This is a genomic window from Methanosarcina flavescens, from assembly GCF_001304615.2.
Lineage (GTDB): Archaea > Halobacteriota > Methanosarcinia > Methanosarcinales > Methanosarcinaceae > Methanosarcina > Methanosarcina flavescens.
Genome location: NZ_CP032683.1, coordinates 546,853 through 570,812 on the forward strand (window position 1 = coordinate 546,853; position 23,960 = coordinate 570,812).

20 protein-coding genes and 1 tRNA gene are annotated in these 23,960 nt (G+C 41.0%); 5 read left to right on the forward strand and 16 right to left on the reverse strand.

Annotated features, from left to right (window positions below; all coding sequences use genetic code 11):
* Positions 1-68: 68 nt before the first annotated feature.
* The 7 genes from AOB57_RS02400 to AOB57_RS02430 all read right to left on the reverse strand — a co-directional run bounded on the left by AOB57_RS02400 (position 69) and on the right by AOB57_RS02430 (position 9,711).
* The gene (locus AOB57_RS02400; protein ID WP_054297807.1) at positions 69-1,220 is read right to left on the reverse strand and encodes a pyridoxal-phosphate-dependent aminotransferase family protein; all 1,152 of its coding nucleotides are present in this window, start codon (positions 1,218-1,220) and stop codon (positions 69-71) included.
* A 317-nt stretch (positions 1,221-1,537) separates the two neighbouring features.
* A complete protein-coding gene (locus tag AOB57_RS02405; RefSeq protein WP_054297808.1) occupies positions 1,538-2,101 on the reverse strand; it encodes a helix-turn-helix domain-containing protein in 564 nt (187 codons plus the stop codon).
* 350 nt (positions 2,102-2,451) lie between these two features.
* The gene (locus tag AOB57_RS02410) at positions 2,452-4,746 is read right to left on the reverse strand and encodes a CDC48 family AAA ATPase (RefSeq protein WP_054297809.1); all 2,295 of its coding nucleotides are present in this window, start codon (positions 4,744-4,746) and stop codon (positions 2,452-2,454) included.
* Between the two features lie 80 nt (positions 4,747-4,826).
* Positions 4,827-5,321, reverse strand: coding sequence for a hypothetical protein (locus AOB57_RS02415; protein ID WP_167829512.1), 495 nt, complete (start codon positions 5,319-5,321; stop codon positions 4,827-4,829).
* Positions 5,322-5,558: 237 nt separating this feature from the next.
* Entirely contained in the window at positions 5,559-5,735 is a 177-nt protein-coding gene (locus AOB57_RS02420; protein ID WP_264371721.1) for a winged helix-turn-helix domain-containing protein, read from the reverse strand.
* A 461-nt stretch (positions 5,736-6,196) separates the two neighbouring features.
* Positions 6,197-6,270, reverse strand: a tRNA-Val gene (locus AOB57_RS02425).
* A 1,536-nt stretch (positions 6,271-7,806) separates the two neighbouring features.
* The gene (locus tag AOB57_RS02430) at positions 7,807-9,711 is read right to left on the reverse strand and encodes a replication factor C large subunit (protein WP_054297812.1); all 1,905 of its coding nucleotides are present in this window, start codon (positions 9,709-9,711) and stop codon (positions 7,807-7,809) included.
* A 472-nt stretch (positions 9,712-10,183) separates the two neighbouring features.
* On the opposite strand from AOB57_RS02430, the gene mtxX reads away from it, so the two are divergent.
* The 3 genes from mtxX (at position 10,184) to mtrH (ending at position 12,647) form a co-directional block, all read left to right on the forward strand.
* Complete coding sequence (gene mtxX, locus AOB57_RS02435; RefSeq protein ID WP_054297820.1) at positions 10,184-11,041, forward strand: methanogenesis marker protein Mmp4/MtxX; 858 nt, start codon at positions 10,184-10,186, stop codon at positions 11,039-11,041.
* Positions 11,042-11,064: 23 nt separating this feature from the next.
* On the forward strand, positions 11,065-11,631 hold the full coding sequence (locus tag AOB57_RS02440) for a tetrahydromethanopterin S-methyltransferase subunit A (RefSeq protein ID WP_394339707.1): 567 nt from the start codon (positions 11,065-11,067) through the stop codon (positions 11,629-11,631).
* A gap of 83 nt (positions 11,632-11,714) precedes the next feature.
* A complete protein-coding gene (gene mtrH / locus AOB57_RS02445; protein WP_054297813.1) occupies positions 11,715-12,647 on the forward strand; it encodes a tetrahydromethanopterin S-methyltransferase subunit H in 933 nt (310 codons plus the stop codon).
* Positions 12,648-12,899: 252 nt separating this feature from the next.
* Here the strand turns inward: mtrH and AOB57_RS02450 are convergent, their stop codons facing one another.
* Positions 12,900-13,367, reverse strand: a complete 468-nt coding sequence (locus AOB57_RS02450; RefSeq protein WP_054297822.1) for a flavodoxin domain-containing protein — start codon at positions 13,365-13,367, stop codon at positions 12,900-12,902.
* Between the two features lie 205 nt (positions 13,368-13,572).
* Positions 13,573-15,336, reverse strand: coding sequence for a PAS domain-containing protein (locus AOB57_RS02455; RefSeq protein WP_054297814.1), 1,764 nt, complete (start codon positions 15,334-15,336; stop codon positions 13,573-13,575).
* Between the two features lie 306 nt (positions 15,337-15,642).
* Here AOB57_RS02455 and AOB57_RS02460 point away from each other — a divergent pair, with 306 nt between their 5' ends.
* The gene (locus tag AOB57_RS02460) at positions 15,643-16,575 is read left to right on the forward strand and encodes an IS5 family transposase (protein ID WP_167829513.1); all 933 of its coding nucleotides are present in this window, start codon (positions 15,643-15,645) and stop codon (positions 16,573-16,575) included.
* Positions 16,576-17,000: 425 nt separating this feature from the next.
* Here the strand turns inward: AOB57_RS02460 and AOB57_RS02465 are convergent, their stop codons facing one another.
* On the reverse strand, positions 17,001-17,138 hold the full coding sequence (locus tag AOB57_RS02465; RefSeq protein WP_167829514.1) for a hypothetical protein: 138 nt from the start codon (positions 17,136-17,138) through the stop codon (positions 17,001-17,003).
* A 78-nt stretch (positions 17,139-17,216) separates the two neighbouring features.
* On the opposite strand from AOB57_RS02465, the gene ilvD reads away from it, so the two are divergent.
* Positions 17,217-18,878 (forward strand): dihydroxy-acid dehydratase, encoded by a 1,662-nt coding sequence (gene ilvD, locus AOB57_RS02470; protein WP_054298487.1) that lies wholly within the window; start codon positions 17,217-17,219, stop codon positions 18,876-18,878.
* 322 nt (positions 18,879-19,200) lie between these two features.
* Here the strand turns inward: ilvD and AOB57_RS02475 are convergent, their stop codons facing one another.
* The 6 genes from AOB57_RS02475 to AOB57_RS02500 all read right to left on the reverse strand — a co-directional run bounded on the left by AOB57_RS02475 (position 19,201) and on the right by AOB57_RS02500 (position 23,933).
* A complete protein-coding gene (locus AOB57_RS02475) occupies positions 19,201-19,914 on the reverse strand; it encodes a helix-turn-helix transcriptional regulator (RefSeq protein WP_226999606.1) in 714 nt (237 codons plus the stop codon).
* A 611-nt stretch (positions 19,915-20,525) separates the two neighbouring features.
* Positions 20,526-20,933: a DUF1699 family protein gene (locus tag AOB57_RS02480; protein ID WP_011307044.1), complete on the reverse strand. Its 408-nt coding sequence runs from the start codon at positions 20,931-20,933 to the stop codon at positions 20,526-20,528.
* Between the two features lie 342 nt (positions 20,934-21,275).
* Positions 21,276-21,470 carry a hypothetical protein gene (locus AOB57_RS02485; protein ID WP_167829515.1) on the reverse strand — a complete coding sequence of 65 codons (195 nt, stop codon included), beginning with the start codon at positions 21,468-21,470 and terminating at the stop codon, positions 21,276-21,278.
* 53 nt (positions 21,471-21,523) lie between these two features.
* Positions 21,524-22,006, reverse strand: a complete 483-nt coding sequence (fae, locus tag AOB57_RS02490; protein WP_054298489.1) for a formaldehyde-activating enzyme — start codon at positions 22,004-22,006, stop codon at positions 21,524-21,526.
* A 381-nt stretch (positions 22,007-22,387) separates the two neighbouring features.
* Positions 22,388-22,678 (reverse strand): hypothetical protein, encoded by a 291-nt coding sequence (locus AOB57_RS02495; RefSeq protein ID WP_054298490.1) that lies wholly within the window; start codon positions 22,676-22,678, stop codon positions 22,388-22,390.
* 424 nt (positions 22,679-23,102) lie between these two features.
* Positions 23,103-23,933 carry a helix-turn-helix transcriptional regulator gene (locus AOB57_RS02500; RefSeq protein WP_054298491.1) on the reverse strand — a complete coding sequence of 277 codons (831 nt, stop codon included), beginning with the start codon at positions 23,931-23,933 and terminating at the stop codon, positions 23,103-23,105.
* Positions 23,934-23,960 lie beyond the last annotated feature (27 nt).

A 23,960-nucleotide genomic window follows, 5' to 3' on the forward strand; every position in this document is an offset into this window, starting at 1 on the left:
TCCGGTTTTTCCTGAAGAGGTCTGGTAGATCTATGATTTTATTCAGTAGATATATAACTTAATCCTGTTCAGGCTCGGTCAATAACCCTGATCGCAGCTTCTGTACCTGCTCCCAGGCTGTCAATATAACCACGCTTATTTAATACAATTTCCAGCTGCTGGATGGTTGAGAGCACATCTCTTGCTGTAACATTTCCCATGCATCCTATTCTGAAAATCTTGCTCTTAAGACGCTCCTGCCCGCCTGCAATAATTACGCCCTGTTTCTTCATATCATTCTTTATGTCTTCACTATCAATGCCTGCGGGAGCTTTCATTGCAGAGACCGTATTGGAGTAATGGCTGTACTCGTTAAGCTGCGGGAACATCTCAATATTCAGCTCGGCAATTGCTGCTCTTACGGCTTCGGAGAGGATTCTGTGTCTCTTAATCCTAGCATCCATTCCTTCCTCTTTTACGATATGCAGAGCTTCCTGAAGTGCATAAAACAGAGGGATCGCAGGCGTATAAGGTGTCTCCGGTCTGGGTTTGTCCCCGCTCTTTTTATATGCCAGGAGGTCGTTATAATAAGGTCTTTTTGTTATTCCTTTCATAGCCTCAAGAGCCTTTTCGCTTACAGAAACGATTGAAAGTCCAGGAGGGGCTGCAAGGCATTTCTGTGAACCTACAACTGCAATGTCAACTCCCCATTCATCAACTCTGACATTGTCACCTCCAATGGAGGTCACGCCGTCCATAATAAAGAGGGCGTCATGCTTTCTGGCAAGTTTGCCAATTTCTGCAGCCGGGTTGAGAATGCCTGTAGACGTCTCGTTGTGGACGAGTGTGATAGCTTTTGCTCCTTCTTCGAGTTTTTCCTTGATAACCTCAAGGTCAATCGGAAGACCCCATTCGAATACAGCAGGAACGACATCCGCATAGAGAGCTGCAATATCTTTAAAGCGTTCTCCGAACTTTCCGTTTTCTATAGCAATAACCTTATCCCCATTACCAACTAAAGACCCTACAGCAGCTTCCATTCCTGCCGTTCCCGAGCCACTGAGCAAAAAGATATCGTTATCCGTCTGAAAAACGTTAGAAAGGATTTCCCTGCAATCAGTATATATTTCGGCAAATTCCGCACTCCGGTGGTTGATCATCGGCTTTGACATCGCTCTAAGGACTCTGGGTGCAACAGGTACGGGACCAGGCATCATGAGAAGAATGTCTTCCAGATCCATATTTATTATACTCCACTTTTCAAGATTTAATCGATTTGTTTTTTACTTATTTAAAAGCACTTGTATTAATTCTGAAATTTAAAAATATTACATGTCTGAGTTAATTAAGAATTATGACAGTACGACAAAGTATATCCAAAAGGTACTTTAATGTCTCAATCCCTTAGATTCTTCGACAGGATTTAACAAATTAATTTTTTTATTGGGATTAAGCGTTAAATTCCATTTGGAGTTCAGGTTTAATTAGATCCTAGTATATAATTGATGTGCTTTCATGAATGTTCCGGAAATTGCCTTATCAGGAAAGTGAATTCCGGCTACTGACCCTGCAGGAGTTTCATCACATCGTGTTTTGTTACGAGGCCGATGACTGTTCCTTTTTCTACTACCAGCACGGCAGGATTTCCTTCTAGGATATGCGAGACGACTGAAATCGAAATACCAGGAGATACTGTTGGGAAGGACTCCCCCATTATCTCGGAAACTTTCAACTGAGAAATTGATTTTTTCTTACTTTCGGCCATCAATTTTACTATCATATCTTCTGAAACACTTCCAACCGGGATGCCCCCATCAAGCACAGGAACCTGTGAAAAACCATGAGTATGCATAAGATTCACCACTTCTTCCACGGAATCATCTGGAGAGACATGAATAACAGGGGAATGCATCAGATCTCTTATAATAATCTGTTGTTCCTTTTCGACTTCATCAAAAGCATCAAGGATTTTCCTGACGGTTGAAAGCCTGGGGTCCACATCTCCCGATTCGATGCGAGCTATAAGGGGTTGGCTTACTCCTGCCCTTTTAGCCAGGTCGCTCTGGGTAAGCCCGAGTTCATTTCTTCTTTTTTTAAGATCTTCGGGTGTTGGAAGCTGCATATATATTACTGATAGTAATTATGATATTTAATATCATTGGTTAACATAATTTTTGAAGTTTAAATATAAATGAAGGTTTAATCCTGATAAATCGTTTTCGGAAAGACACTACAAAATATGCGGGTAAAAAGAGGAGAATTTAAAAATAGGTCGACCTTAACGGTCAGTTAATACATTGAAGTACCTAAAAAATTAGTATTGTCGTAAAAAAGTAAGCTCTCAAATAAATATAGAAGTAAGTCAGTAAACATTCAGTGAGAAATAAGTTAAAAAATATACAGATAGAAACAGGTTAATAGGCAAGCAGAAAAAATAAGAGGAAGATAAAAATGTACTCTTACCGTTCTTACTCAAATGTAAGAAGGGTTCTCTATCTCCTTGGATTTCTTTTTCCTGAGTTCACCTTTTATAGCTTCGTAATATTTCATAGTATCAGGAGTAACTGAAGGACCAGTCTCTGCAATTGCTTTAAGGAAGTGCCTCTGCCTGACATTTTTCGCATGAAGATCCTCACGCAAAGCAAGCCTTCCTGCCTTCTTGCACACAGCCGCAATATCTGCACCTGTATACTGATCGGTCATGGAAACGAGTTTCTCGATATCAACATCCTCTGCGAGCGACATTTTTCCGGTATGGACTTTGAATATTTCCCTGCGAGCCCCCTCATCAGGAATTGGAACGAGAATGAGCTCATCAAAGCGCCCTGGACGGATAAGGGCAGGGTCGATGACATCAGGGCGATTGGTCGCGCCAATTACCACTACAGCCCTGAGTTCTTCAAGTCCGTCCATTTCTGAGAGTAACTGATTAAGGATTCTCGCCGTAACCTGGGGCTCCCCTGTAGAAGTCCCTCGAATGGGTGCAAGCGAATCAAGTTCATCCAGAAAAATAATTGAGGGGGCAACCTGCCTTGCCCGTGTAAAAACTTCCGCAATCCTTTTTTCAGATTCCCCATACCATTTGGAAAGGAGATCGCTTCCTTTGGCTGTGATAAAATTAGCATCCGATTCATGAGCTATTGCTTTTGCGAGTAGAGTCTTTCCCGTACCTGGAGGCCCATATAGAAGGACACCTTTAGGAGCTTCAACTCCTATGTCCCTGTAAGATTCCGGATTCTTAAGTGGCCATTCCACTACCTCTTTCAGTAGCCTTTTTACTTCTTCCAGGCCTCCTACGTCATCCCAGCTCACTGTGGGTACTTCAATTAGGATTTCCCTTATTGCCGATGGCTGGACGTCCTTAAGAGCATTTTCAAAATCTTCCCTTATTACCTGCAGAGAATCCAGGATTTCAGCCGGGATTTCAGGTTCATTGAGATTAATTTTCGGCAGAACCCGCCTCAAAGAACTCATGGCTGCTTCTCTGCACAGGGCTGCAATGTCAGCCCCAACAAATCCATACGTTATTTGAGCAAAATCCATGAGGTTTACATCATCTGCAAGAGGCATTCCCCGTGTATGGATCTGGAAAATTTCCAGTCTTCCATCAGTATCCGGGACTCTCAGTTCAATTTCCCGGTCAAACCTCCCTGGACGGCGAAGTGCTACATCCAAAGCTTCAGGACGGTTAGTTGACCCTATGACAATTACATTCTTGCGAGCTTTAAGCCCATCCATCAGGGATAGAAGTTGAGCAACTACTCTTCTCTCGACTTCTCCGGTTACCTCGGCTCTCTTAGGGGCAATGGAATCGATCTCATCAAGAAAAATAATCGCAGGAGCATTCCTTTCTGCATCCTCGAAAATCTCCCTTATAGCCCTTTCGGATTCACCGTAGTATTTCGACATAATCTCCGGACCGTTAATAGAAATGAAGTAGGCATCTGACTCATTGGCTACTGCTTTTGCAAGCATTGTTTTGCCTGTGCCTGGCGGGCCGTGGAGCAATACTCCTTTTGGGGCATCGATCCCGAGCCTATCAAAAAGTTCAGGATGTTTCAAAGGCAGCTCTATCATTTCCCTGACTTTCCCAATGGCTTCTTTGACCCCACCCAAATCTTCATACATAACAGAAGGAATATTTTGCTCAGGGGTTACTTCAGTCGCTTCAGGCAAAAGCTCTACCTGCGTTAAGTCTGTAATCTTTACTATCCCTGACGGAGAAGTAGAAACTACCTGCAGTTTTATATCTCCGAGCCCGAAAGATGGCCCGAAGCCCTGGCCGAAGAAGTCCTGGAAAAAATCCTCGAACATCACTCCTTTACCCAGGGTCTCCCTCTCCCTCGACTTCCTTAAGCTTGTGGTTGAAATAAAATCCCCCTTTGAAACCGTACGATTCATGAATATAGCTTTAAGAGTTTCGCTGGGAGCATAGATTTGCATACCTTTGGCTACAGGTGCTAGAGTTACATTTTTTGCTTCTTTCCAGTCGGCTTTGCGAATCTCCACATATTCTCCTATACTGGTTTTTGCATTGGTGCGGATAAGCCCATCCATACGTATGATATCAAGACCAGAATCACTAGGATACGGACGACCTATCAGTGCAGAAGTAGATTTCCCCCCTTTGATTTCCACAACATCGAAGGGCTTGAGACCCAATTTTTCCCGGAAGCTTTCATCTATCCGGACAATGCCCTTTCCAACATCTCGTTGATCGGCTTCCGCAACTTTCAATTTTACTGTTGTTTTATCCATATCAGTCAAATTAGTACCCCCCTCTCCGTCAATAAAAATGTCAGGAAATTCTTATAAAGATGAAGCCAGCAGTTTTCAGGCTGGCTAACTTAATCCGTTTGCCTTCGGTGCCTCCTTAGCAAGACTTTTAAGTTCACAGGGGTAGGATTTCCGTGAGAAATTTTGGAAAGCATATCAGATTGTGCCGCATAGTCTACATCCTGTACACAATCTTCAGTTCCAGAAACAGCATTATCCACAGCCTTCCCATAAAAAGGATACTGCCAGATTTTGAGGTCTCCCTTGATATAAGTGCTATCCTGCCTCTCAGTTACCACCTTCACGATAGCGGGAACCTCAGACCATGTGAAAGTCGCTATAAAATCAATATCACAGGGTATAATCCTGCCAGGGCAACATTTGTCTCCTTCTCTTTTGTCTGAAGAGACCCCGAAAGCTACATCATAATCTCTAATCCTTATCTTTTGACTTCCGACATAAGGCTCTTTAAAAACGGCCGTTAACCAGTCAAGAGGTGTTTTAGCACTCGGCCCCCAGGGCGATTTCAGTAATGTAAAGCCCAAAAAAAGTGCTTTCATCGCCATAGTATATGTTTCTAAACTGCTTTTATTTATACCGGGGCGCATTATAATTCAGAAATAATATTTCTGAATTACCCTTAGGACACTTTTTCTTATTGCCGCACGGCAGAGAGTTACAAAGTGGAAACTAACAAAATGGTGAAGTGGAGAAAAGTCAATTAGAGTACAATGAAAATGGAAAATTGAAAAAAGAAAAAGATGGGAAAATTTAACAAAAAATTAAAATAGATTGAGAGTTGCTCAGAGCTTAAGTTCCTTAGCCATTTCCTGAAAGACTTTTCCTTTGTCAGTAGTGATGAAAAGTCCATTTTCGCGTCTGATGAGCTCTTTTTCTTTCAACATTTCAAGGTATTTCTGGGCGATATTAAAGTTAAGATTGACTTCATATACAATATGAGTTTTCTTCGCCCCATTCATAGCTACTCTTAAAATGTCTACTGCGATATCAGTTCTGCTCCTTCTCTTAATACTAACTCCTCCCCCACGGTAGATCTCAAAATAATCTTTGCAAGAAAGTACGCTTTAAAAATATTAAAGCGTATCTTTTTGTAGGTAACAAAGATTCTAAATCTTAATCGTTTCCCTTTCTATATAACAATATCAGTGTCATATATAATGTCAAGTTATGAAGAAAAAAGATTTTAACTGATTGGATCTCATTTGCAGCCAGAAGAAAAGGGAAATTGCCAGAGAGAAAAACAGAAACAGCTATTGTTTAATCATTTTAGAATAAAATATAAAGTTAACGAAGAATATATACTAAAAATATAAAAGGGAAAAACAAAAAAGGTGTTCAAAACTAAATTTACGATAAAACTATAAAAAAGCATAAAAAAGTATTGCAATTAAACTAGAAGTGATGTAAAGGACAAATAACATGGGCCCGCTGAGATTCGAACTCAGGATCCCCGCCGTGTAAAGGCGATGTCATGACCGACTAGACCACGAGCCCATTTTGCATACATTTGCAGAATTGCCCTAAATGCAAGACCAAAATGTCACTAGTTATATATATCTTTTTTGTTAGAAGAGAGCTTCAGAGCTTATCTGAGAAACAATTACCGCAAAAAATTAGACATCTAATCTTTTGATAAAATTCTTGTTGCGCTAAGTGAGACTGTTGTCTCACTGAATGAAAAGCTCTTACTACAATAAGTGAGACTCTTACTGCATCAAGCTCCCTTCACACACCATAAAAAAAATATTTATTCCTTAGGATAAAACATTTGCCACTCTAACCAATACTCCTGTTATATAAGAAATCATATACATCAACCTCAGTACCTGCTTCTTTTATACATAGGAAAGATGAAAAGCTGGAATTAAGCATACCTGCCTTCAAGAACTCAGACAATTCAAAATACAGACAGGCCGGAAGATTGTTATGGACGGATAAAACCGTAAGGCAAAAGTATTTATAGCAGATTAGCGTGTTGTAATTTGTGAGCGGGTCTCTCTTTTAGATAACCCCAACCCCAACACCCCCAATTCATACTTCCCAACCCGCTCATTCTATTCTAAACGGAATCGAAACATATATTTAGATTTTAATTTCAGGTTTTAATTCTGCCTTTTTGTAGGAAGAAGCGCAAAACCCCTGAGTCTTTAGCTTAGGGGATATAAACGTCAACTTCCAAACGGTTAACAGTTAATAATTATTTATATTATTAGATCCCTTCAAACGTTTGTAATATTAGATTTTGCTGTCACCACAAACTCATAGTTCTTAAGAATGTTGCCGAATATCAAAGCGAAAATCAAACGAGGTAACGTTTGAATATCTGGAAGTTGGATAACATGGCGGGAATCGCCCTGAAGGGATCGGGATTAAGCCGTGGAAAGGCGGTAGCTATAAGCATCTAGTATATCACGCTCATATTCTGTTTCACCTGCGGTAAGTGGGATAGAGCCTGCGCGACTTGTCTCCAATGGAAGGAAAGATGACTCAGGAGGCCACTCAGTATTTATCTGAGTGATAGTTCACATAGTTTAATCCCAAGAAGTAAACTCTGATTTAAAGAGATGAGTCAGGACATATAAACTAGAAATTATAAAAAACGAAAGATAAAATGAAAAACTATTTATATTATGAATAGCTATTCATGTCGAGTGAGCGGGTCTCTTTTCCATAGTATAACCCCAAACCCATATCCCCCAACTATTCCCCCAACTATTCCCCAAACTCTTCAACCCGCTCACAACTTTTCTTTGTCTATTTTTACAATATTCCAGAGAGTCAAAAACTTTTTGTAAACTGTATTATCACACCTTCTTCTAATCAATTCCATATAGATAAATAAAGCTCTTTATGACACTGACAACCAGGAAGAAGAAACCAGTTTAGCAATTTCACCATGGACAAAGGGCAAAAAAATCAAAAGGAAACTGGCAAATTGAACAAGCGGTGGCAAATGAAACAAGCGGTAAGAGAGATAGAACGAGAGGCTTTAGAGATTAGAAGTAGAATTACTACAGATCAGAAGTAGGATTAGAAGTCGAAAAGCGTTTTTTGCGTTTTCGACCCGGTTTTTTTAGGAGCTTCGCTGGCCTCTGCCTCAGGATTTCCAGGTTTGTCAGGAGCGTTTTTGATAACGGGCTTACAGTTCACAGGTTCCTTCGGCTTTGAAAGTTCAGTAGAGTTAACGCTTTCTATACGTTCAGGAACAGGGAAGGTTTCACTCTCAAAGGACTCAGGCAGGGAGGAAACACTCCGAAGATTATCAGGCTTAGGGTTGCCTGACTTAAGACTGTTAGGTATAAACCCGATTCCACCAACCTCTTCCTGAGACTTCTCCAGGTTTAGGGAATCTGAAGTAAAACTGTCAGGTAAAAGTGTGCCTGAGGTAAAACTATAAGGAATAATGGCACCAGAATTTTTATTTCTCGAATTTGTTATTTCCTGGGAGGTTTCCGGCGAAATAGCGAAGCCAAAATTAAGGGTTTTTTGCCCTCCCTGGGAAGTTTTTGAATCGGATTCATCAGATTCTTCAGAAGATTTCCTGGTTTTCTCATCAGCGGTATTAAATGCACAGTCAGAAGGCATCTCTTTATTCTCGATAGAAGGAGAAGGATTCCAAAACTCCGCATCATTAGATTGCCCTTTTCCTTCAAGAAGGAGTTCCTGCGCCCTGTCGTAAATTTTCTGTATCTTTTTGCTGGCTTTTGTGCTCCCCGAGAGATATATTAATTCTTCAAGTTCAAGTCCCAGTCTTGCAGTAATTTCAATCGCAGATTCTTCCCCCTTTAACATGCGAGAGTAAAGCTCAAACAGGTTGTTTCTGGAATAACGCATGGACTCGAAGCTGTGTTCTCCAATTTTAGAAGCTATATTATCCCTTAGATCTCGTCTCGATCGTATCTGCCCCATCCTTCTCCACAGAGAAGGAGACTGATACTTGATAAATCCGGGATAGGGTTTTGTCTTTGAGATTGCAGCTCCGCAGACCATCAGCATGCTTGCATATCTCCACATGCCGTAGTTCTGGCGTTTTTTCACGCGCCCAAGGTAGAGATCAGCCCTGGAAAGATAACCGAAGCCAGCTCTTATATCTCCCAGATCCCCGTCATTAGAAGCATACTGGGCAGGCAGGTTTTCATCAATCCAGTGTATAAGGTCTTCAGGGCTCTCATCAAGCCCGCGAGCAGCTTCCAGGGCTTTTTTACAGTCTGTGCTCTTAAAAATTCTCTGCATTACCTTGAAGATGTTTTCCTTGACATCCCTGCTTGAAGTGCTGATATCCTCGACTTCCAGCACTTCCCTCCCACTTGCTGCAGCCTGAAGGTCATTGATTGCGCTTCTGAGGTCGCCTCCTGCGTTTTCAGCAATTTGCTGGATTGCATCCGGACTGCATAAAATTCCTTCGCTTTCACATACCTTCTTCAAAGCAGGAACCATAGAACGGCTCTGTACTGATCCAAACTTTATTTCCTGACAGAGGTTCCGGATAGTAGGAGTCAGTCCATAAACATCGTTTACAATCAGCATTATAGGTTGCAACGTACTCTTTATAATCCCTGCAATAGCCCGCATTCCACCCCTGTCTGCAGTCCCGTGAAGATTGTCCGCTTCATCCAGAATTATCAGGCGTTTTCCTCCAAAGAGGGTATTCATTGAAGCTGCCGATCCCGCAACTTTCTCGATAACCCCTGCAGTTCTCTGGTCGCTTGCATTGAGCTCAATTACTTCCCAACCCATATCGTGGGCAAGAGCATGGGCAGTAGAGGTTTTCCCTACCCCTGCAGGTCCCTGAAGGATTACTGCTCTTTTCTCGGGAATGCCTGGAAGCCACTTCTCAGCCCAGGTTCGCAAATCCTTCACCGCCTTCTTATTCCCCACGATCTCCTTCAGGGTCTGGGGGCGGTATTTTTCAGCCCATTCAATCACCAGTGTCATCTTAAACCATACCAATGAAAAAAAAACTCATTCTTAATTCTATACATTTAATCTTTTCACCACATAAAAAGGTTTTACTCCTGCCATCTTCCAATACCGATTTTAAACGACAACACTAAAACTACACTTCCATATGTATTAAAGCCTTTTTGTTCTGATAAAATAGATACTTCCAATTCCCAAATAGTCCGCTTAAGTGAACTAAATGAGCGAAGCGGACAGCACACCGTATAATTTTAGATCACAGTTCAGACTATCCTCCCGAGACGGGACTCACTATCTATAAATTATCCCGCTTGAGCGAATGAAGTGAGCGAAACGAACCGTGCTGTTGCACTTGCAGTGCAACTCCCAGAAAATCTTCGATCTTCTGTAATCCCGAAGCGGAACTCGGGAGGGACAAAATTAATTAATGATCGAGTTTTACTTCTCTGAACTACTTAAGATCTTACATAACACAGTTCGGATGTATATGGAAAATAATAATATGGGTGCTCTCCTTGAGGCTATCGAAATGAGAGCCAGGGTGAACAGAGCCAGGGTGGCTATGGGAATAAGAAACCCGAATCCCAAATTGCTCGAGAGTGCCTGGAAAGCCCAGGAACTGGGATATGCACAGGTCGTCCTGGTGGGAATCAAGAAAGAAATCGATGAGATTGGCACAAAACTTGAGGTAGTGGACACGGATAACCCCGAAAAAACTCTCGCAGAACTTATGATCTCAAGAAAGGTCGATGCAGTTATTAGAGGTACTGCAATGGCTTCAGGAGCCCTTGCGCATCTCAAAAAAGCTCTAGAAAAGAAAAGAATTTGCCGGCTTGCCCTACTCCTCACGGTTGATGGGACACCTTTCTTTCTCGCCCCTGTAGGAATCGATGAAGGGAACACCATTGGAGATAAGCTTAGAATTATAACTCTAGGTGCTGAACATATAAGGAGATTTGGGATAGAGCCTGCTGTCGGCGTGCTTTCCGGAGGCAGGATCGGAGATGTAGGAAGGAACAAACGTGTAGATAGGACCCTTGCGGATGGAGAATTCGTAACAAGGCGAGCTCTAGAACTCGGTATCAATGCCAAGCACCATACAATTCTTATTGAGGATGCCATAAAAGAATCGAACTTTATCATTGCTCCTGATGGAATCTCTGGAAACCTTATCTTCAGGACAATTGCTTTCCTGGGTGGAGGTGATGGTCTTGGAGCTCCGGTACTGATGGACAACTTCGTTTTTGTCGATACGTCAAGGGTAGGTGGACATTTTACGAAAGCCATAATGCTTGCAAGTGCACTGTCTCACCTGAATAAGGAAAGACAAAAGGTGATTCATTGAAAACCATTGCAGAGGCATGGCCGATAGTAAAAGGCGACTACACGGTAGGGAATCCGAAGTCCAGGATTGCTGTCGTAACTCTTGCGAGCCAGATAAATCCCTCACCTGAGGCAGCTATCTGGGGAAGTTCAAAAACCGAAAATCTGGGAGTCGAAAAAATAATCGTAAATATCATTTCAAATTCCAATATAAGGTATATCCTTGTCTGCGGGACGGAATCAAGAGGGCATCTGGCAGGTCAATCTCTGCTCGCAATTCACGCAAACGGGATTGACGAAAAGGGTAGAATTATTGGCTCTGAGGGAGCGATCCCTTTCATAGAAAACATATCCAGAGAAGCAGTAAAACGCTTCCAGCAGCAGGTAGTGCTCCTTGACAGGATAGGATTGACTGACCCTGATGAAATAATGAGAATTGTGAGAAAATATAAGTACCGGGGGGAGGCTTATCAAGATGAGCCAGTAGTAACCGTCTCCCAGAAGAAAAGACAAACCACTTTCTCAGTCCTTCTTTCAGGCGATATAATAATTTCTGAAGAACTGGTTATGGATGCAGCTTCAGGAATTATCTGTGAGGCAAAAGATTTCTAATCACCAGACAAGAGATCTATTCCGAGCATATGTCACGGTGTTCTGAAAAAAGATACTGACCTGTAGATTTGGAGAGTGTAAAAATGTTTAAGTTCCAGAAAGAACAGGAAATCGTTAATATTGCAGGAGTAAAAATAGGCGGACAGCCTGGAGAGCTTCCGACCGTACTTGCAGGAACTATCTTTTATGATAAGCATGAAATTGTAGAAGATATTGCAAGAGGGCTGTTTGATCGGGCTGCTGCCGAAGAATTGATAAATCTACAGGAAGCAAGTGCGGAAGAGACAGGAAACCCGCACATCATTCATATTTTCGGAACTACCCCTGAAAGCATTACCCGTTATATTGATTTTGTAGCTGAGATTTCAGATGCTCCCTTTCTTATCGACTCCCCCGAAGGAACTGTGCGTTCCCATGCAGCAGAATATGTCAGCGAGATAGGGCTTGCAGATAAAGCAATCTACAACTCTATAAATCTGAGCATAAATGCTCCGGAGATTGAAGCTCTTGCTCTGTCCGATATTGACAGCTCGATTATCCTTGGCTTTAATGCAATGGACTCATCCTTGCAGGGCAGGATGGAGCTGCTGGAAAATGGGGCAGGTCTTCTCGAAGAAGGATTACTTTCAATTGCAGAAAGGTGCGGAATAGTTAACAAGCTTATAGATCCGAGCATTACCCCTATGGGAAACGGGGCGGGCGTAGCCCTCAGGATGACGATTACCTCAAAAGCAAAATGGGGGCACCCAACAGGTTCGGGAATACATAATGCACCCTCAGCCTGGAACTGGCTAAACGAGAAGAGAGAAAAAGACCCTGTCCTCTACAAAATCTGCGATGTCGGTTCAACCTGCCTGCAACAGGCAGCTGCTGGAGATTTCATCCTCTATGGACCCATCGAGTATGCTCCGTATGTATTTCCCATGGCTGCCATGAGCGATATAATGATCTCCGAAGCTGTAGCTGACCTCGATATTGAGCCTGCTGCCAGGCATCCTGTAAATTTACTGGTCTAATTCTGCTCAAAGAAGGCTAATATATTTGCTGCTTTCTGCATACTTCCTTTCGTGTGGTTAAATGGGATAAAATGAATAGGATCAAAGGAGGTACTGAAAACACGGATAAAGGAAACAGTGACATGGTCTTGAGTATTTTCCGAGTTTTCGATGACTCCTGGGGCTTGAGTTAGTTATAATGATGTTTATTTTTCGTGGTTACAGGACTTGAAGTAAGTAGTATGTGTAGTTTTTATTGCATTCAAAACCTATTTAACTGGGTGTTCCTTGTGGTTGTGACGCTTTGCTTCTTTGCTTCATCTTTTCGGCAATGTCGACACCGAGTCTTTTGCATTCCTGCACATCCTTATCTGTAGGTTTGTGCAGGATCCTGAGCACGGGATCTATAACAGTCATCCCCATCTCTCGCATCTTTTCGGCTATCAGTATAGGTGCCTCTCCACTCCACCCGTAAGACCCAAAAGCAGCTCCCAACTTCCCTTTCGGATTTGTGGAAGCAAGAGTTTCGTCCATGAATTTTTCCATGGGTTGCAGCATTCTATAGTAAAAGGTTGAGGAGCCAACAGCGATTGCATCAGCTTCATTGAGATCTTCAGTTTTTACATCATAAAAGCTAACTGCTTTTGCATCCACGTGTTTTGATTCAATCCCGCTGGCTATTGCTTCGGCCATAATTTTCGTATTCCCAGAGGTACTGAGATAAACTACTATTGCTTTCAATCTTATCCCCCATCCTGCGTAAAATCCTTTATTAACTCCAGTAATGGACAAAAAGTGAGCAAAGACAGGCTTGCATATTTTTCCCAGTCCGGTAAAGTAAGGCAAGTCCCAGGATTTTCTCACTTTCAACCCTGTATTAATTATAAAAATTATTTTAAATAAGGGTTTCGTCCAGAGCCAGGCTGACCTCTGGTACGAAAAGATATTACCCAAGATCTGCCACTATACGGATAGGGGCTATATAATTTACTACCTGGAGGGCAATACTTTCAAGGAAATTGCGTACATGCTGGGGAATTCGGTCTATTGTATGAGAAGCAAAGTTAAGGCTGCCTATAATCTCTCCCCGGTGCTTCATGGGGATCACGGCTACAGCAGTGATTTTTTCCTTCCTGATAATGTCTGTCATTTCATCTGAAAAAAAGTCCATCCTGTAGACAGGTTTTTCAGTCCAGATTTGCCGCGCTTCAGGAGAATCTGCACTGTACGTTGAAACACTTTTCACGAATTCGGAAGAAAGTCCTCTGTGTGCAACCAGATTAATCTGGTCCAGAAGCTCGTCTTTCAAATATATACCTGCGGCATCTATCTCTTCTATAGTCAGACAAGCATCAAGGATCTTGTTGAGCATGGTTTGAAGATTCCAGGTAGAACTGAGGGACACACCCAGTTCCCTCTGGATATCAAGCATTTTCTCAGCTTCTTTTCTCTCAGTCACATCTATAATTATTCCCTGAAGATGGGTAGCCTCGCCTTTACTGTCTCGTTGGATAAATGTTCGCTCTTCAACCCAGCGTACTCTGCTATCTTTCGTAAAAATTCTGTACTCCATCTCGAAGGAATCATATCCTTCTCTTACTGAGCGTGCCAGACTTTCGGCGACTGCCTGGATATCATCTCTGTGGATTATGTTCCCGTAAAGTATATTTCCAGAAAGGAAGTCTTCTACCGAGTACCCTAACTGCGTTATATTCTCAGACACAAAAACTACAGGCCAGTTTTCTACATATTTCCATAAAAAAGCTATTGTCGGGCTTTTATTAATTATGGTTCTCAGCGTTTTCTGCATCTCGAGCGACTTCCTGAGGGCATTCTCAATTCTCTTTCTATGGGTTATATCCAGTACTATTCCCTGAAAGCAGGCTACCCTTCCATCCTTTTCTCTCTGGATAAAGGTTTTCTCGGTTACCCACAGCATGTCTCCAGCTTTTGTGAAAATCCTGTATTCCGAACTGAAGCTTACCTCTCCTTTCTGGATGCTCCTTTCCAGTTCCTCTTCTACTCTTCTCAGGTCATCTGGATGTATGATTCGCCCGTATTGAATCTTCTGTGAGAGGAAATCGTCAACCGTATACCCAAACTGTATCACATTATCCGAGACGAAAATCGAAGGCCAGAACTTTTCATTTTTCCAGAGAAAGATAACTGCAGGGCTGTTGTTAATTGCTGTCGTCAGCACCTGTTGCATTTTAAGAGTTTTTTCCAGTTCTTCTTCGCTTTTCTTCCGTTTGGTGATATCGAGCACCACTCCCTGGAAGTGCGTTGCTTCTCCGTCTGCATTTCTCTGGATAAATGTTCTTTCATTTATCCACCGCACATCTCCTGCTTTCGTAACAATCCTGTACTCCATGCCGAACGCAGAAACTCCGCTTTTTACTCTTTTCTCAAATTCCTGTTCAACCCTCTTAAGATCTGCTGAATATATTATGTCTTTATGCCTCACCCTGCCAGAAGTGAAGTCTTCTGTCGTGTATCCGAACTTTGTCACGTTTTCGGAGACAAACTCTACAGGCCATTTGTTTTCGTTCTTCCAGAGAAAGAGCACTACATGGCTGTTGTTAATCATCATTCTCAGAGTTTCTTCTTTTTCCAGAGTAGCCTGGAGAGCCTCACCTCTCAAGTTATTTCCATTGCTAGCAGTCTGGAAATTTGCATTTAAAGCTTCTTTACCCTTCGAACTCTCATCCACTTTTTAACCACCTGTACAGCGCTCTGTAGTATCCACTTTTCTCCTGTTTTCTTTCTTTTAATCTATATTTCATTTATATAATTACGTTTCCATTAAACTTCGTTTTCTTGGTTACCTTATCCTATTTTCAGATTTATATCAATGTAAAATGCTCATAACTCTAGACAAGTCAGTTTATAATTCTTAAAAATTCGGGCTCTGTAGAAATCCTCTAAATTCTGTTTTTACCCAAAAATTATAAAAATAAAATTGTAAAAATGCTCCTTAATTTTTTTGTCCACACAAAAAACAAAGGAGCAATTGCTATTGTCATCAAATAAGTATATTAAATTTATTGATCTCAGTCTTAAAACGGTTCAGTCTTCCAGACTGAACCTTTACTCCTGCAAATATTCCAAACGTGTTTATACTCAACATCAGCTTCTTGTTCTTGTTTTATTGAAGGAGTATATAAGTACAGACTACCGTGACTTTGTAGAACTTGTTGACCTCATGAACAATATAAAGGAAAAACTTGACCTTGATAAGGTTCCTCATTACACTACTCTTCAAAAGTTTGTGTCCAGAATTCCCTCTTCATTGTTTAACCTAATTTTGTCAAAAACTCTAAAACTATTTTACTCACATGGAGAAAAAGTTCTCATTACGGCAATTGATGCAACAGGATTTACGAGTTCTTATGCAAGTCATTATTATTCTAAGAGAACAGGGAAGCTCCGAAGGAGCTTCCTTAAAACTTCAATATCAGTAGACACTATTAAAAAAGTAATATTAGGATGGAAAATTAGCCAAAAAACAGATCATGATGTCAAGCATGCAAAGACTCTGATAAGACAATCAAACAAGTCAAGAAAGTCTCAATGTTATGTGATGGATAAAGGATATGATTCCGAAGAAATTCATACTCTAATAAGAGAAGAGATAAAAGCAGATTCAATAGTACCTTTGAGAGAAAGAAAAAGAAAGAGAATAAACGGAAAATATAGAAAACAATTAAACAAAGACTTTGATAAGATCAAATACAATAGAAGGAATATAGTAGAGACAATAATATCTGTTGTAAAAAGAAAATTTGGAGAAACATTAAGAGCAAGAAAGGTTAGAAATCAAGTAAAAGAAGTAAAAGTTAAACTAATAGTCTATAATATAAACAAAAAAGTAATACAATTATTATGGATTAAATTAAGGATTTCTACAGAGCCAAAATTCGGTTTCATATATCAGACTCTATTTCCATAATTAAATTTTATATATCCTGGAAAGTAGTAAGAATCCTTACTCCTGTATGAGTCTGCTGTTCAGAAATCCATTAAAACATGTTAAGAAAGGCTCTAATTATACAGAATTCAAATTAAAGATTATGTAAAAACTATGTGCGCATTTACTAGATTAAAAATAGAATAAACTGTGAACGGGTATAGTCCTGCCGGATTGCTTTTAAATTGTGTTCGTTTTTAGGGTGTGATCTTGTAAATGTGGTCAAGAGCAGGCCCGTTCACCATGCTACTGGCTCAAAGCTAAGATTGAATATATAAATATTTGGATATTATTATAATATGTTACCCTTTTGTGCAAAATGCTGAAATTTTTCGCAGTTCTGACAAGACTTTTTATCCTCTACTGGCTTATATATTATTCGAAAACAGTTATTCCTGCCAGATCTTTTACTTATGTTTTTCAGGCAGGCTTTCTATTCTGGTCGCACTATACCAGTCATATTGATTATCTTTCATCCAGCCTTCCAGCTCTTTTTCTTCAAACGTTCCGGTATCTTCATCTTCTTTTTTGCAATTTTTCCCCAACCTGTTTATACTATGAGGTTTTTTTCCTACCTATACATTATACTTAACTCTCATCATTAAACTGTAAGGAGATTTGCAATGAGAAGTGCTATTATCAAAGAAGGACCGGAACGTGCTCCCAACCGTTCACTTCTGAAAGCTACAGGAGTAACAGATTCCGAGATGAGGAAGCCGTTTATCGCAGTTGTAAATTCCTGGAACGATATAATTCCTGGTCATATCCATCTAAATAAACTTGCAGAAGCCGTGAAAGCCGGAATCAGGAACGCTGGAGGGGTTCCTTTTGAATTCCATACTATAGGGGTATGTGACGGAATCGCAATGGGGCATGAGGGCATGAAATATTCCCTTCCCAGCAGAGAGGTTATTGAAGATACAATAGAGCTTATGGTTAAAGCCCACCAGTTCGACGGTATTGTCCTTATCCCTTCCTGCGATAAAATTGTGCCAGGCCATCTTATGGCAGCAGGCAGACTTGATATTCCTGCAATTGTTGTAACCGGAGGGCCTATGCTTCCGGGTTATGTCGACGACAAATATACAGACCTTATCTCGGTTTTCGAAGGTGTGGGAGCGTATAGGGCAGGTAAACTCTCAGAGGCTGACCTAAAAAGGCTTGAAAATCTTTCCTGTGCAGGAGCCGGGTCCTGTGCAGGGATGTTTACCGCAAATACTATGGCCTGCATGACCGAAGCCCTGGGGTTGAGCCTTCCGGGCTGTGCAACGGCCCATGCAGTAGACGCAAAAAAGGTACGTATTTCCAAGGAATCGGGCGAGCGCATAGTTGAGATGGTCCATGAGAACCTGACTCCAAGAAAGATTGTCAACTTCAAATCACTTGAAAACGCTATAATGGTTGATATGGCGATTGGGGGAAGCACAAATACAACTCTGCACCTTCCCGCCATTGCCCACGAATTCGGGCTGACTCTTCCTCTTGAGAAATTTGATGAACTGAGCAGGACAACTCCCCATCTAATCTCACTGCGTCCAGGCGGACCAAATTTTATGCTGCATTTTGACAGAGCAGGCGGAGTTCAGGCAGTCATGCAGAGACTTTCCTCCAAACTCTATCTGGATCAGCTTACAGTGAATGGCAAAACTATCGAGGAAAATCTGAGTGAATTTGAGATTGTTAACCCGAAGCTCAATAAAGAAATAATTGCAACTCTTGAAGCGCCCATTCATGCCGAGGGAGGAATCGCAGTCCTTAAAGGTAGCCTCGCCCCTGACGGCTCGGTTGTTAAACAGGCAGCCGTTGATCCGAAAATGTGCGTTCATACAGGCCCTGCGCGGGTTTATGACCGTGAAGAAGATGCTATGGAGAGCATCCTTGCAGGAGAGGTAAAACCCGGAGATATTGTCGTCATCCGCTATGAAGGCCCAAAAGGTGGTCCTGGTATGCGGGAAATGCTTGCAGCTACCGCCGCAATCGGAGGCATGGGTTTGCTGGAGTCAGTAGCTCTGGTTACTGATGGACGCTTCTCCGGAGGCACTCGCGGGCCATGTATAGGGCACGTCTCTCCAGAAGCCAGTGAAGGAGGACCAATAGCCCTGGTAAAAACCGGGGATATGATAGAAATCAATATTCCTGAGAGAATCCTGAACCTGAAAGTTTCAGAAGAAGAGCTTAAGCAACGGAAGGCTACTTTTGTACCACTGAAAAAGGAAGTTACAGGTTACCTTGCCAGGTACCAGCGTTCCGTCCACTCTGCAAACACAGGTGGAATAGTCGACTGAGCTCTCCATATATATTAAAATTTTTGCGTTCGGAGGCTTGCCCTTCATTTTTTTAACTTTTCTCCATGTCTGAATTATAACTAGCCCTCATGAATGCAAGAAGCGTTGCATCGCGACCGTTGTGTTGCAATCCTTTTACGAAAAGGCTTGTGATCAAACCTTTTCTTAAAAAGTTTATGATTATCACCAACCGTTGAGCCGCTTGACCACGCCGTCACGCCGGTTTTTGATCAAACTTTTTTTCAAAAAGTTTGCGCTCAAGCAGTTTTTTTCAAAAGGCTTGTGAGAGAGGATTGTTGATCCCAGGTTACTGGTTGCCAGTTTATTCATTTGGTATTTGACTAATCCGGGTAGAATTTCTGAGTAGTTCGTCAAAAAGCTCGTCTCCAAACTTAAGAGCAGAAGGATCATAACTTATCAGACTTTCCCTATCGAAATGTTTCTGATTTTTCGGGAAAAGGGAAATCATGACAAATCTATCGGTTACAGTAAGATTCGCGATCCTGAGTTCTCCAGAGTAAAGGAAAAATTTTGTGTTTTCAAGGGAAAGCATACTTCGGAAATCTTCAAGGTAATCCACAGAATAACGTTGAAAAACGGGTTCTGACATAAGAAAAGAGAATTCAACCCCATCTTTTGCAAGTTCCTGACATATAGAAATAAGTGAAGGATCAAAGTAAGCTATGCATTCAAGAATACGAGTGGATTTTGAAATGTTTTCAACGATTTCTGGATCAAGCTCGAACATCCTGTCCAGATCGGGTTGAATCAGTTTAGACTTTTTGAGTTCTCCAAGCCGCTTTCTAAAAGCAGGAGGAATTCCCTGAAGATCCCTTTCAGCCCAGTAGTCAAAATTATCCTCAAAGACGTCAACTATATTTACGAGTGGCTGCATTTTTTCAACAAGGACCTTTCCTATAAGCGAGAGTCTATAGCTTTTTTCTTCCTGAACAACCAGGGATTTTTCTTTTAATTTTTTTATCTGAGGCAGAATAGCAGTGGATGTTACATCAAGGGCTCCCTTAATTTCATCCATATTTTTTGGCCCATCTTTCAGAAAGAGTAATAACTGCTTTCGTCTGTTGGAAAGAAAAATCAGCTCTAGAAGTTCTAATTGCAACCCTTCAGTCTCCTCTCGAGTTTTATGTGGCTAAAAAGATTAAAGCCATCAAAGATATATAAGTTACTACTGTTTCGGCTCTGTAGAAATCCTCTGAAATAACCAATCTTAACAAATTAAAACTGAATTGCCTGATTCAATTTTGCTGAGAACTTTAAGTCTATTAATGACGATTAAGTAGGTTTTCTACAGAGCCACTGTTTCCTACTTTTTTATTTGAATAGATTAAAGATTCTTTTCTTCCATGTTAAGCTTCGATATAGAAAATGAGGCTGTAAACAAGCAGTAAGTAAAAACTACTTATCAGATAAAAGAGACAGGATGGAGAGATTTAAAATTAAAAAACGTATAGAGTCACCCTGCTGTGGAAAGCTCACGCTACCACCCCGGGTCAGGGAGCCTTTTTCAGGCTCCTTAAGTTAAATGTTAAAGCTGGAACCTGGATAATAGAGATATTCTCAGAATTGATACTATTGATTTTACCTGCACTTAAGAATCCAGCGGAAATTTCGGCATGAGAGTCATTCTCAGGCAGAAGCTTCCTTGGTCAGGATATAAGCAACCATTTCAGGGTTAAGTTTGCTTTCCCTTGCGACCTTTTCTTCAATTCTCTCAGCAGGTGTACCCTCCGATTTCAGTTCTCTGATTTTCTCAATCACTGAGGAAGGAATACTGTAATACTCGTTAATATCCTTCCTGTGACCCCAGACATCGCCTTCAATAAGCTGAATCCTCTGCATCTCAAGAAACATCTCTATGGACTTTGAAACCGTACGCCTGTAAGATTTGGGTAATTGAATTACCTCAATTTTCGGGCAGGTTTCGACAAGTGCAAAAATATCCTTGTTCGACGGCCTGAAAGCCAAGTGAACAACACGTTCATTAGGATTGAGAGTGAATATCTCCTCTCTGGAACTAACTACTCTAATTTTCATGTATACAATTCCCCCACTGTAAAGTTCTTATGTTTTTACCTCAAAATAAACTACTTATACTTATTATAAATATTTATCTGCCAGCGCTTTTATTTTTTACACAGTATCCTGTTTTTGGTCTACTGTCTGATCCTTTTAAATGCTGGAAAAAGCCTGAAAGGATAAAACCTATAAAAATAATCATAACTCAGAAATTTTAGTCCCCGCAGGAACTATCTCGGCAAAGAAACCAGAGAAAGAAAGGATCAGGTATAAATATATGAAGTTTTTAAAGGCTATTGTCCTTGTAATCTGCCCTATCTTGTATCTCTCCTGAGTCTACCTTTTAACTTACAGTAAGTCTTACAGAGTGTCAGGTCTGGAAAAAAACCAGTACATAATGGAAGAGTCAGGGCAGAAAAAGCTTACTGCAGTATCTGCAACAGCCTTACAGATTGCGATATTCTGAATTTGATCCTGGTAAAAAACCATTGTTAAAAATACCGCATCTATGCTGGCTTGTATCCTGCCGCAAAGAAAGAACAAAGGTTGAATCATTATTCAACCCGAAATAAACTATTTTTGAAATTAGATTGAGCTGAATAATAGGCTCAGGCAAATGGGTGTTTTGCGGAATCTTTCTTAGCAAGCGCTTCTTCAACAGTCGGGCTGCCTTCCATTGCCCTTGCTATTGCAAGCTTTGTCGCTTCATAGTTATATTCGTAAACTTTGTCATTGTCTTTTGCATCCCACTCGATAAAGACGGAAACAATAATAAAAGTGTCATCTGCCTGCTCTTGAGGGAGCACGCCATCAGCCACGGAATCCATAACTGCCTTTGCTACCGCAGCCTGAGCCGGCCCGAACATAAGGGCAGCCTGCGATGCATTCTTTATCGTTACCTTGTTTACAAGCAGTGTCATGGGTTTAGGTTGGAGATTTGGTTCAAGAACTGCGAGAAGTGGGGTATGACCCTGCCTGGGCATTGCAAGCGAGTTAATAAATGCTGCTTCAACTGGCCCTCCTCTTGGCCCGATAACAAGGTCTATGTGTGCAATTTCCGGACCAGAACCTACGAGAGCTTCCCCTACCATACTTTTAATAATATTTTTAACCAGATTAAACACCTCAGCTTATTTTATAGAAAACCCAATACCCAGAATCGCTCGAGAGAAGGAATTTGATCTCCATATACATCAATAATAAGACAGATAATAAGAGCAAATCAGGCATTAAGTTTAATTATTCTTGCTATGGAAAATAATTAGCCTTAATATCTGTACACAAATAAATAATTTGCTTGCTGCATTTTTGATAGTACGACACAGATACCTGATCAAAGGCAAAAATAAGTAAACTCCATAGAAAAAAATCAGAATTATAGAGTAGAGCTTTAAAAAGTAATTTATTCAAACCAGAAGATAAGTTACCTGGAAAAGACATAGAATAATAAATTGAATCCCTGAGCCCACTATTTAAAAAGAAACGCCTGAAAGAATCTCAAGCCTTTTGTTCCAGTGATCTAGCTCTCTTTTTGCTGCATACCAGTCAAAAAAATTACTTTTATTAGTTATTTCCCCATTTTCGAAATTTCTCCGGAGCTCTGCGGAACTGAGCCCGAATCTCGTTTCGAATTCATTGCAGATCGTAGAGTAACGTTTAATCTTATACCTGGCAACGTGCTTTTCGTGCTCAAGAGCCGAACGGATAGCCTCAGTCACTTCTTGAGACGAGAAATCGGTTTCAATATTAAGCGTGAAACTCATACCTATCCCCTTCAATATTAGTCATTTATTCCATTAAATGATTGTGATAAATAGGGAATCTTGCAGGTTTGTTATCTTGAGGTTATATGTTTAAGCTTTCCTGAAAGCCTCATAAATCAATACTTCCTATCTCTCAAGCATTCCTACTTTCAAGCCTCCTGTCTGTTCATTTTATATTTATCCTGCGGCAAGCCCTGTGAGAGGTGTTAGCGTCAATACGATAGAAGGTCATATTACGCTAGAGGATTTTAACCAGTTTTCTTCAGACTTCAACTTTCTATCAGTATAATCTTTAGGTTACTCAGCCAGTTTACCTTCCACGAATCATAATCCAACCTATAAGGAAAATATCTTGCTTGAATTATCTTGAGACTCATTGTAAGAGGGATCATTTTGATATCAGAAGAGTTGTAAAACTCGGAATTCAAATCTCTTTTACCTGAACGGCTTCCTTTTGCATATGCGAGAAAAGGTCTGTACCCCATCTGAGAGCCTCGGGCCTGAAACTTAACAGGCTTTCGTGTTCAAAAAACTTTATCTTTGGGAGAACGGTGAGCAGGAAGAATCTGTCTGTAACAGTAAAACCTGCAAGTTTTGGATCTTTCGTGAAAAGGGAAAGGTTGACATGTTCAAAATTAATCAGAGTTCTCAAATCTTCGAGATAATCGGTTTTAAACCTTTTTAATACGGGTTCGGTGAGCATTATAGAAATTTCAGCCTCTCTTTTTGCAATCTCCAGGTAAAGAGGGATAAACGAGGGATGGAAATAAGAACTGAAGCCGAAAACCTGCCTTGAAATGAGAAGGTTTTCTACATACTCGGGGTCCAGTTCAAACATATGACTCAGATCCGGACGGATAAGCTTACAGTTCTTCAAGTCTCCGATTCGACTTCGCAAGACCGGAGGAATTCCTTCGAGATTCCTCTGTGACCAGTAATCGAAATTATCTTCGAGCACTTCCAGGGTTTCTAAAAGAGGAGCCATTCTATCTACAATCGCTTTTCCCATAGTAGAAAGCTCATAAGTGCGGTCTTTCTGTATGACCAGTTTTCTATCCTTCAGTTTTTTGAGCTGGGGGAGAATGGAGACCGAATTTACATGCAGATGTGCCTGGATCTCATCTATGGATCTGGGCCTGTCTTTAAGAAAAATAAGTAGATCCCTGCGTTTTTCAGACCGAAAGATCAGTTCTGTTAACCCAATTTTTGCGCCTATCCTAACACCACCAAAAAGATTATAATGAGGAGACAGCATGGCAACTATATATACATTTCCATTAAT

Bases quoted from the DNA above. Each gene is read 5' to 3' on its own strand.
- AOB57_RS02400 (WP_054297807.1), bottom strand. From the start codon at position 1,220: ATGGATCTGGAAGACATTCTTCTCATGATGCCTGGTCCCGTACCTGTT.
- AOB57_RS02405 (WP_054297808.1), bottom strand. From the start codon at position 2,101: ATGCAGCTTCCAACACCCGAAGATCTTAAAAAAAGAAGAAATGAACTC.
- AOB57_RS02415 (WP_167829512.1), bottom strand. From the start codon at position 5,321: ATGGCGATGAAAGCACTTTTTTTGGGCTTTACATTACTGAAATCGCCC.
- AOB57_RS02420 (WP_264371721.1), bottom strand. From the start codon at position 5,735: ATGAATGGGGCGAAGAAAACTCATATTGTATATGAAGTCAATCTTAAC.
- AOB57_RS02430 (WP_054297812.1), bottom strand. From the start codon at position 9,711: ATGACACTGGTGATTGAATGGGCTGAAAAATACCGCCCCCAGACCCTG.
- mtxX (WP_054297820.1), top strand. From the start codon at position 10,184: ATGGAAAATAATAATATGGGTGCTCTCCTTGAGGCTATCGAAATGAGA.
- mtrH (WP_054297813.1), top strand. From the start codon at position 11,715: ATGTTTAAGTTCCAGAAAGAACAGGAAATCGTTAATATTGCAGGAGTA.
- ilvD (WP_054298487.1), top strand. From the start codon at position 17,217: ATGAGAAGTGCTATTATCAAAGAAGGACCGGAACGTGCTCCCAACCGT.
- AOB57_RS02475 (WP_226999606.1), bottom strand. From the start codon at position 19,914: ATGGATGAAATTAAGGGAGCCCTTGATGTAACATCCACTGCTATTCTG.
- AOB57_RS02480 (WP_011307044.1), bottom strand. From the start codon at position 20,933: ATGAAAATTAGAGTAGTTAGTTCCAGAGAGGAGATATTCACTCTCAAT.
- AOB57_RS02485 (WP_167829515.1), bottom strand. From the start codon at position 21,470: ATGATTCAACCTTTGTTCTTTCTTTGCGGCAGGATACAAGCCAGCATA.
- fae (WP_054298489.1), bottom strand. From the start codon at position 22,006: ATGGTAGGGGAAGCTCTCGTAGGTTCTGGTCCGGAAATTGCACACATA.
- AOB57_RS02495 (WP_054298490.1), bottom strand. From the start codon at position 22,678: ATGAGTTTCACGCTTAATATTGAAACCGATTTCTCGTCTCAAGAAGTG.
- AOB57_RS02500 (WP_054298491.1), bottom strand. From the start codon at position 23,933: ATGCTGTCTCCTCATTATAATCTTTTTGGTGGTGTTAGGATAGGCGCA.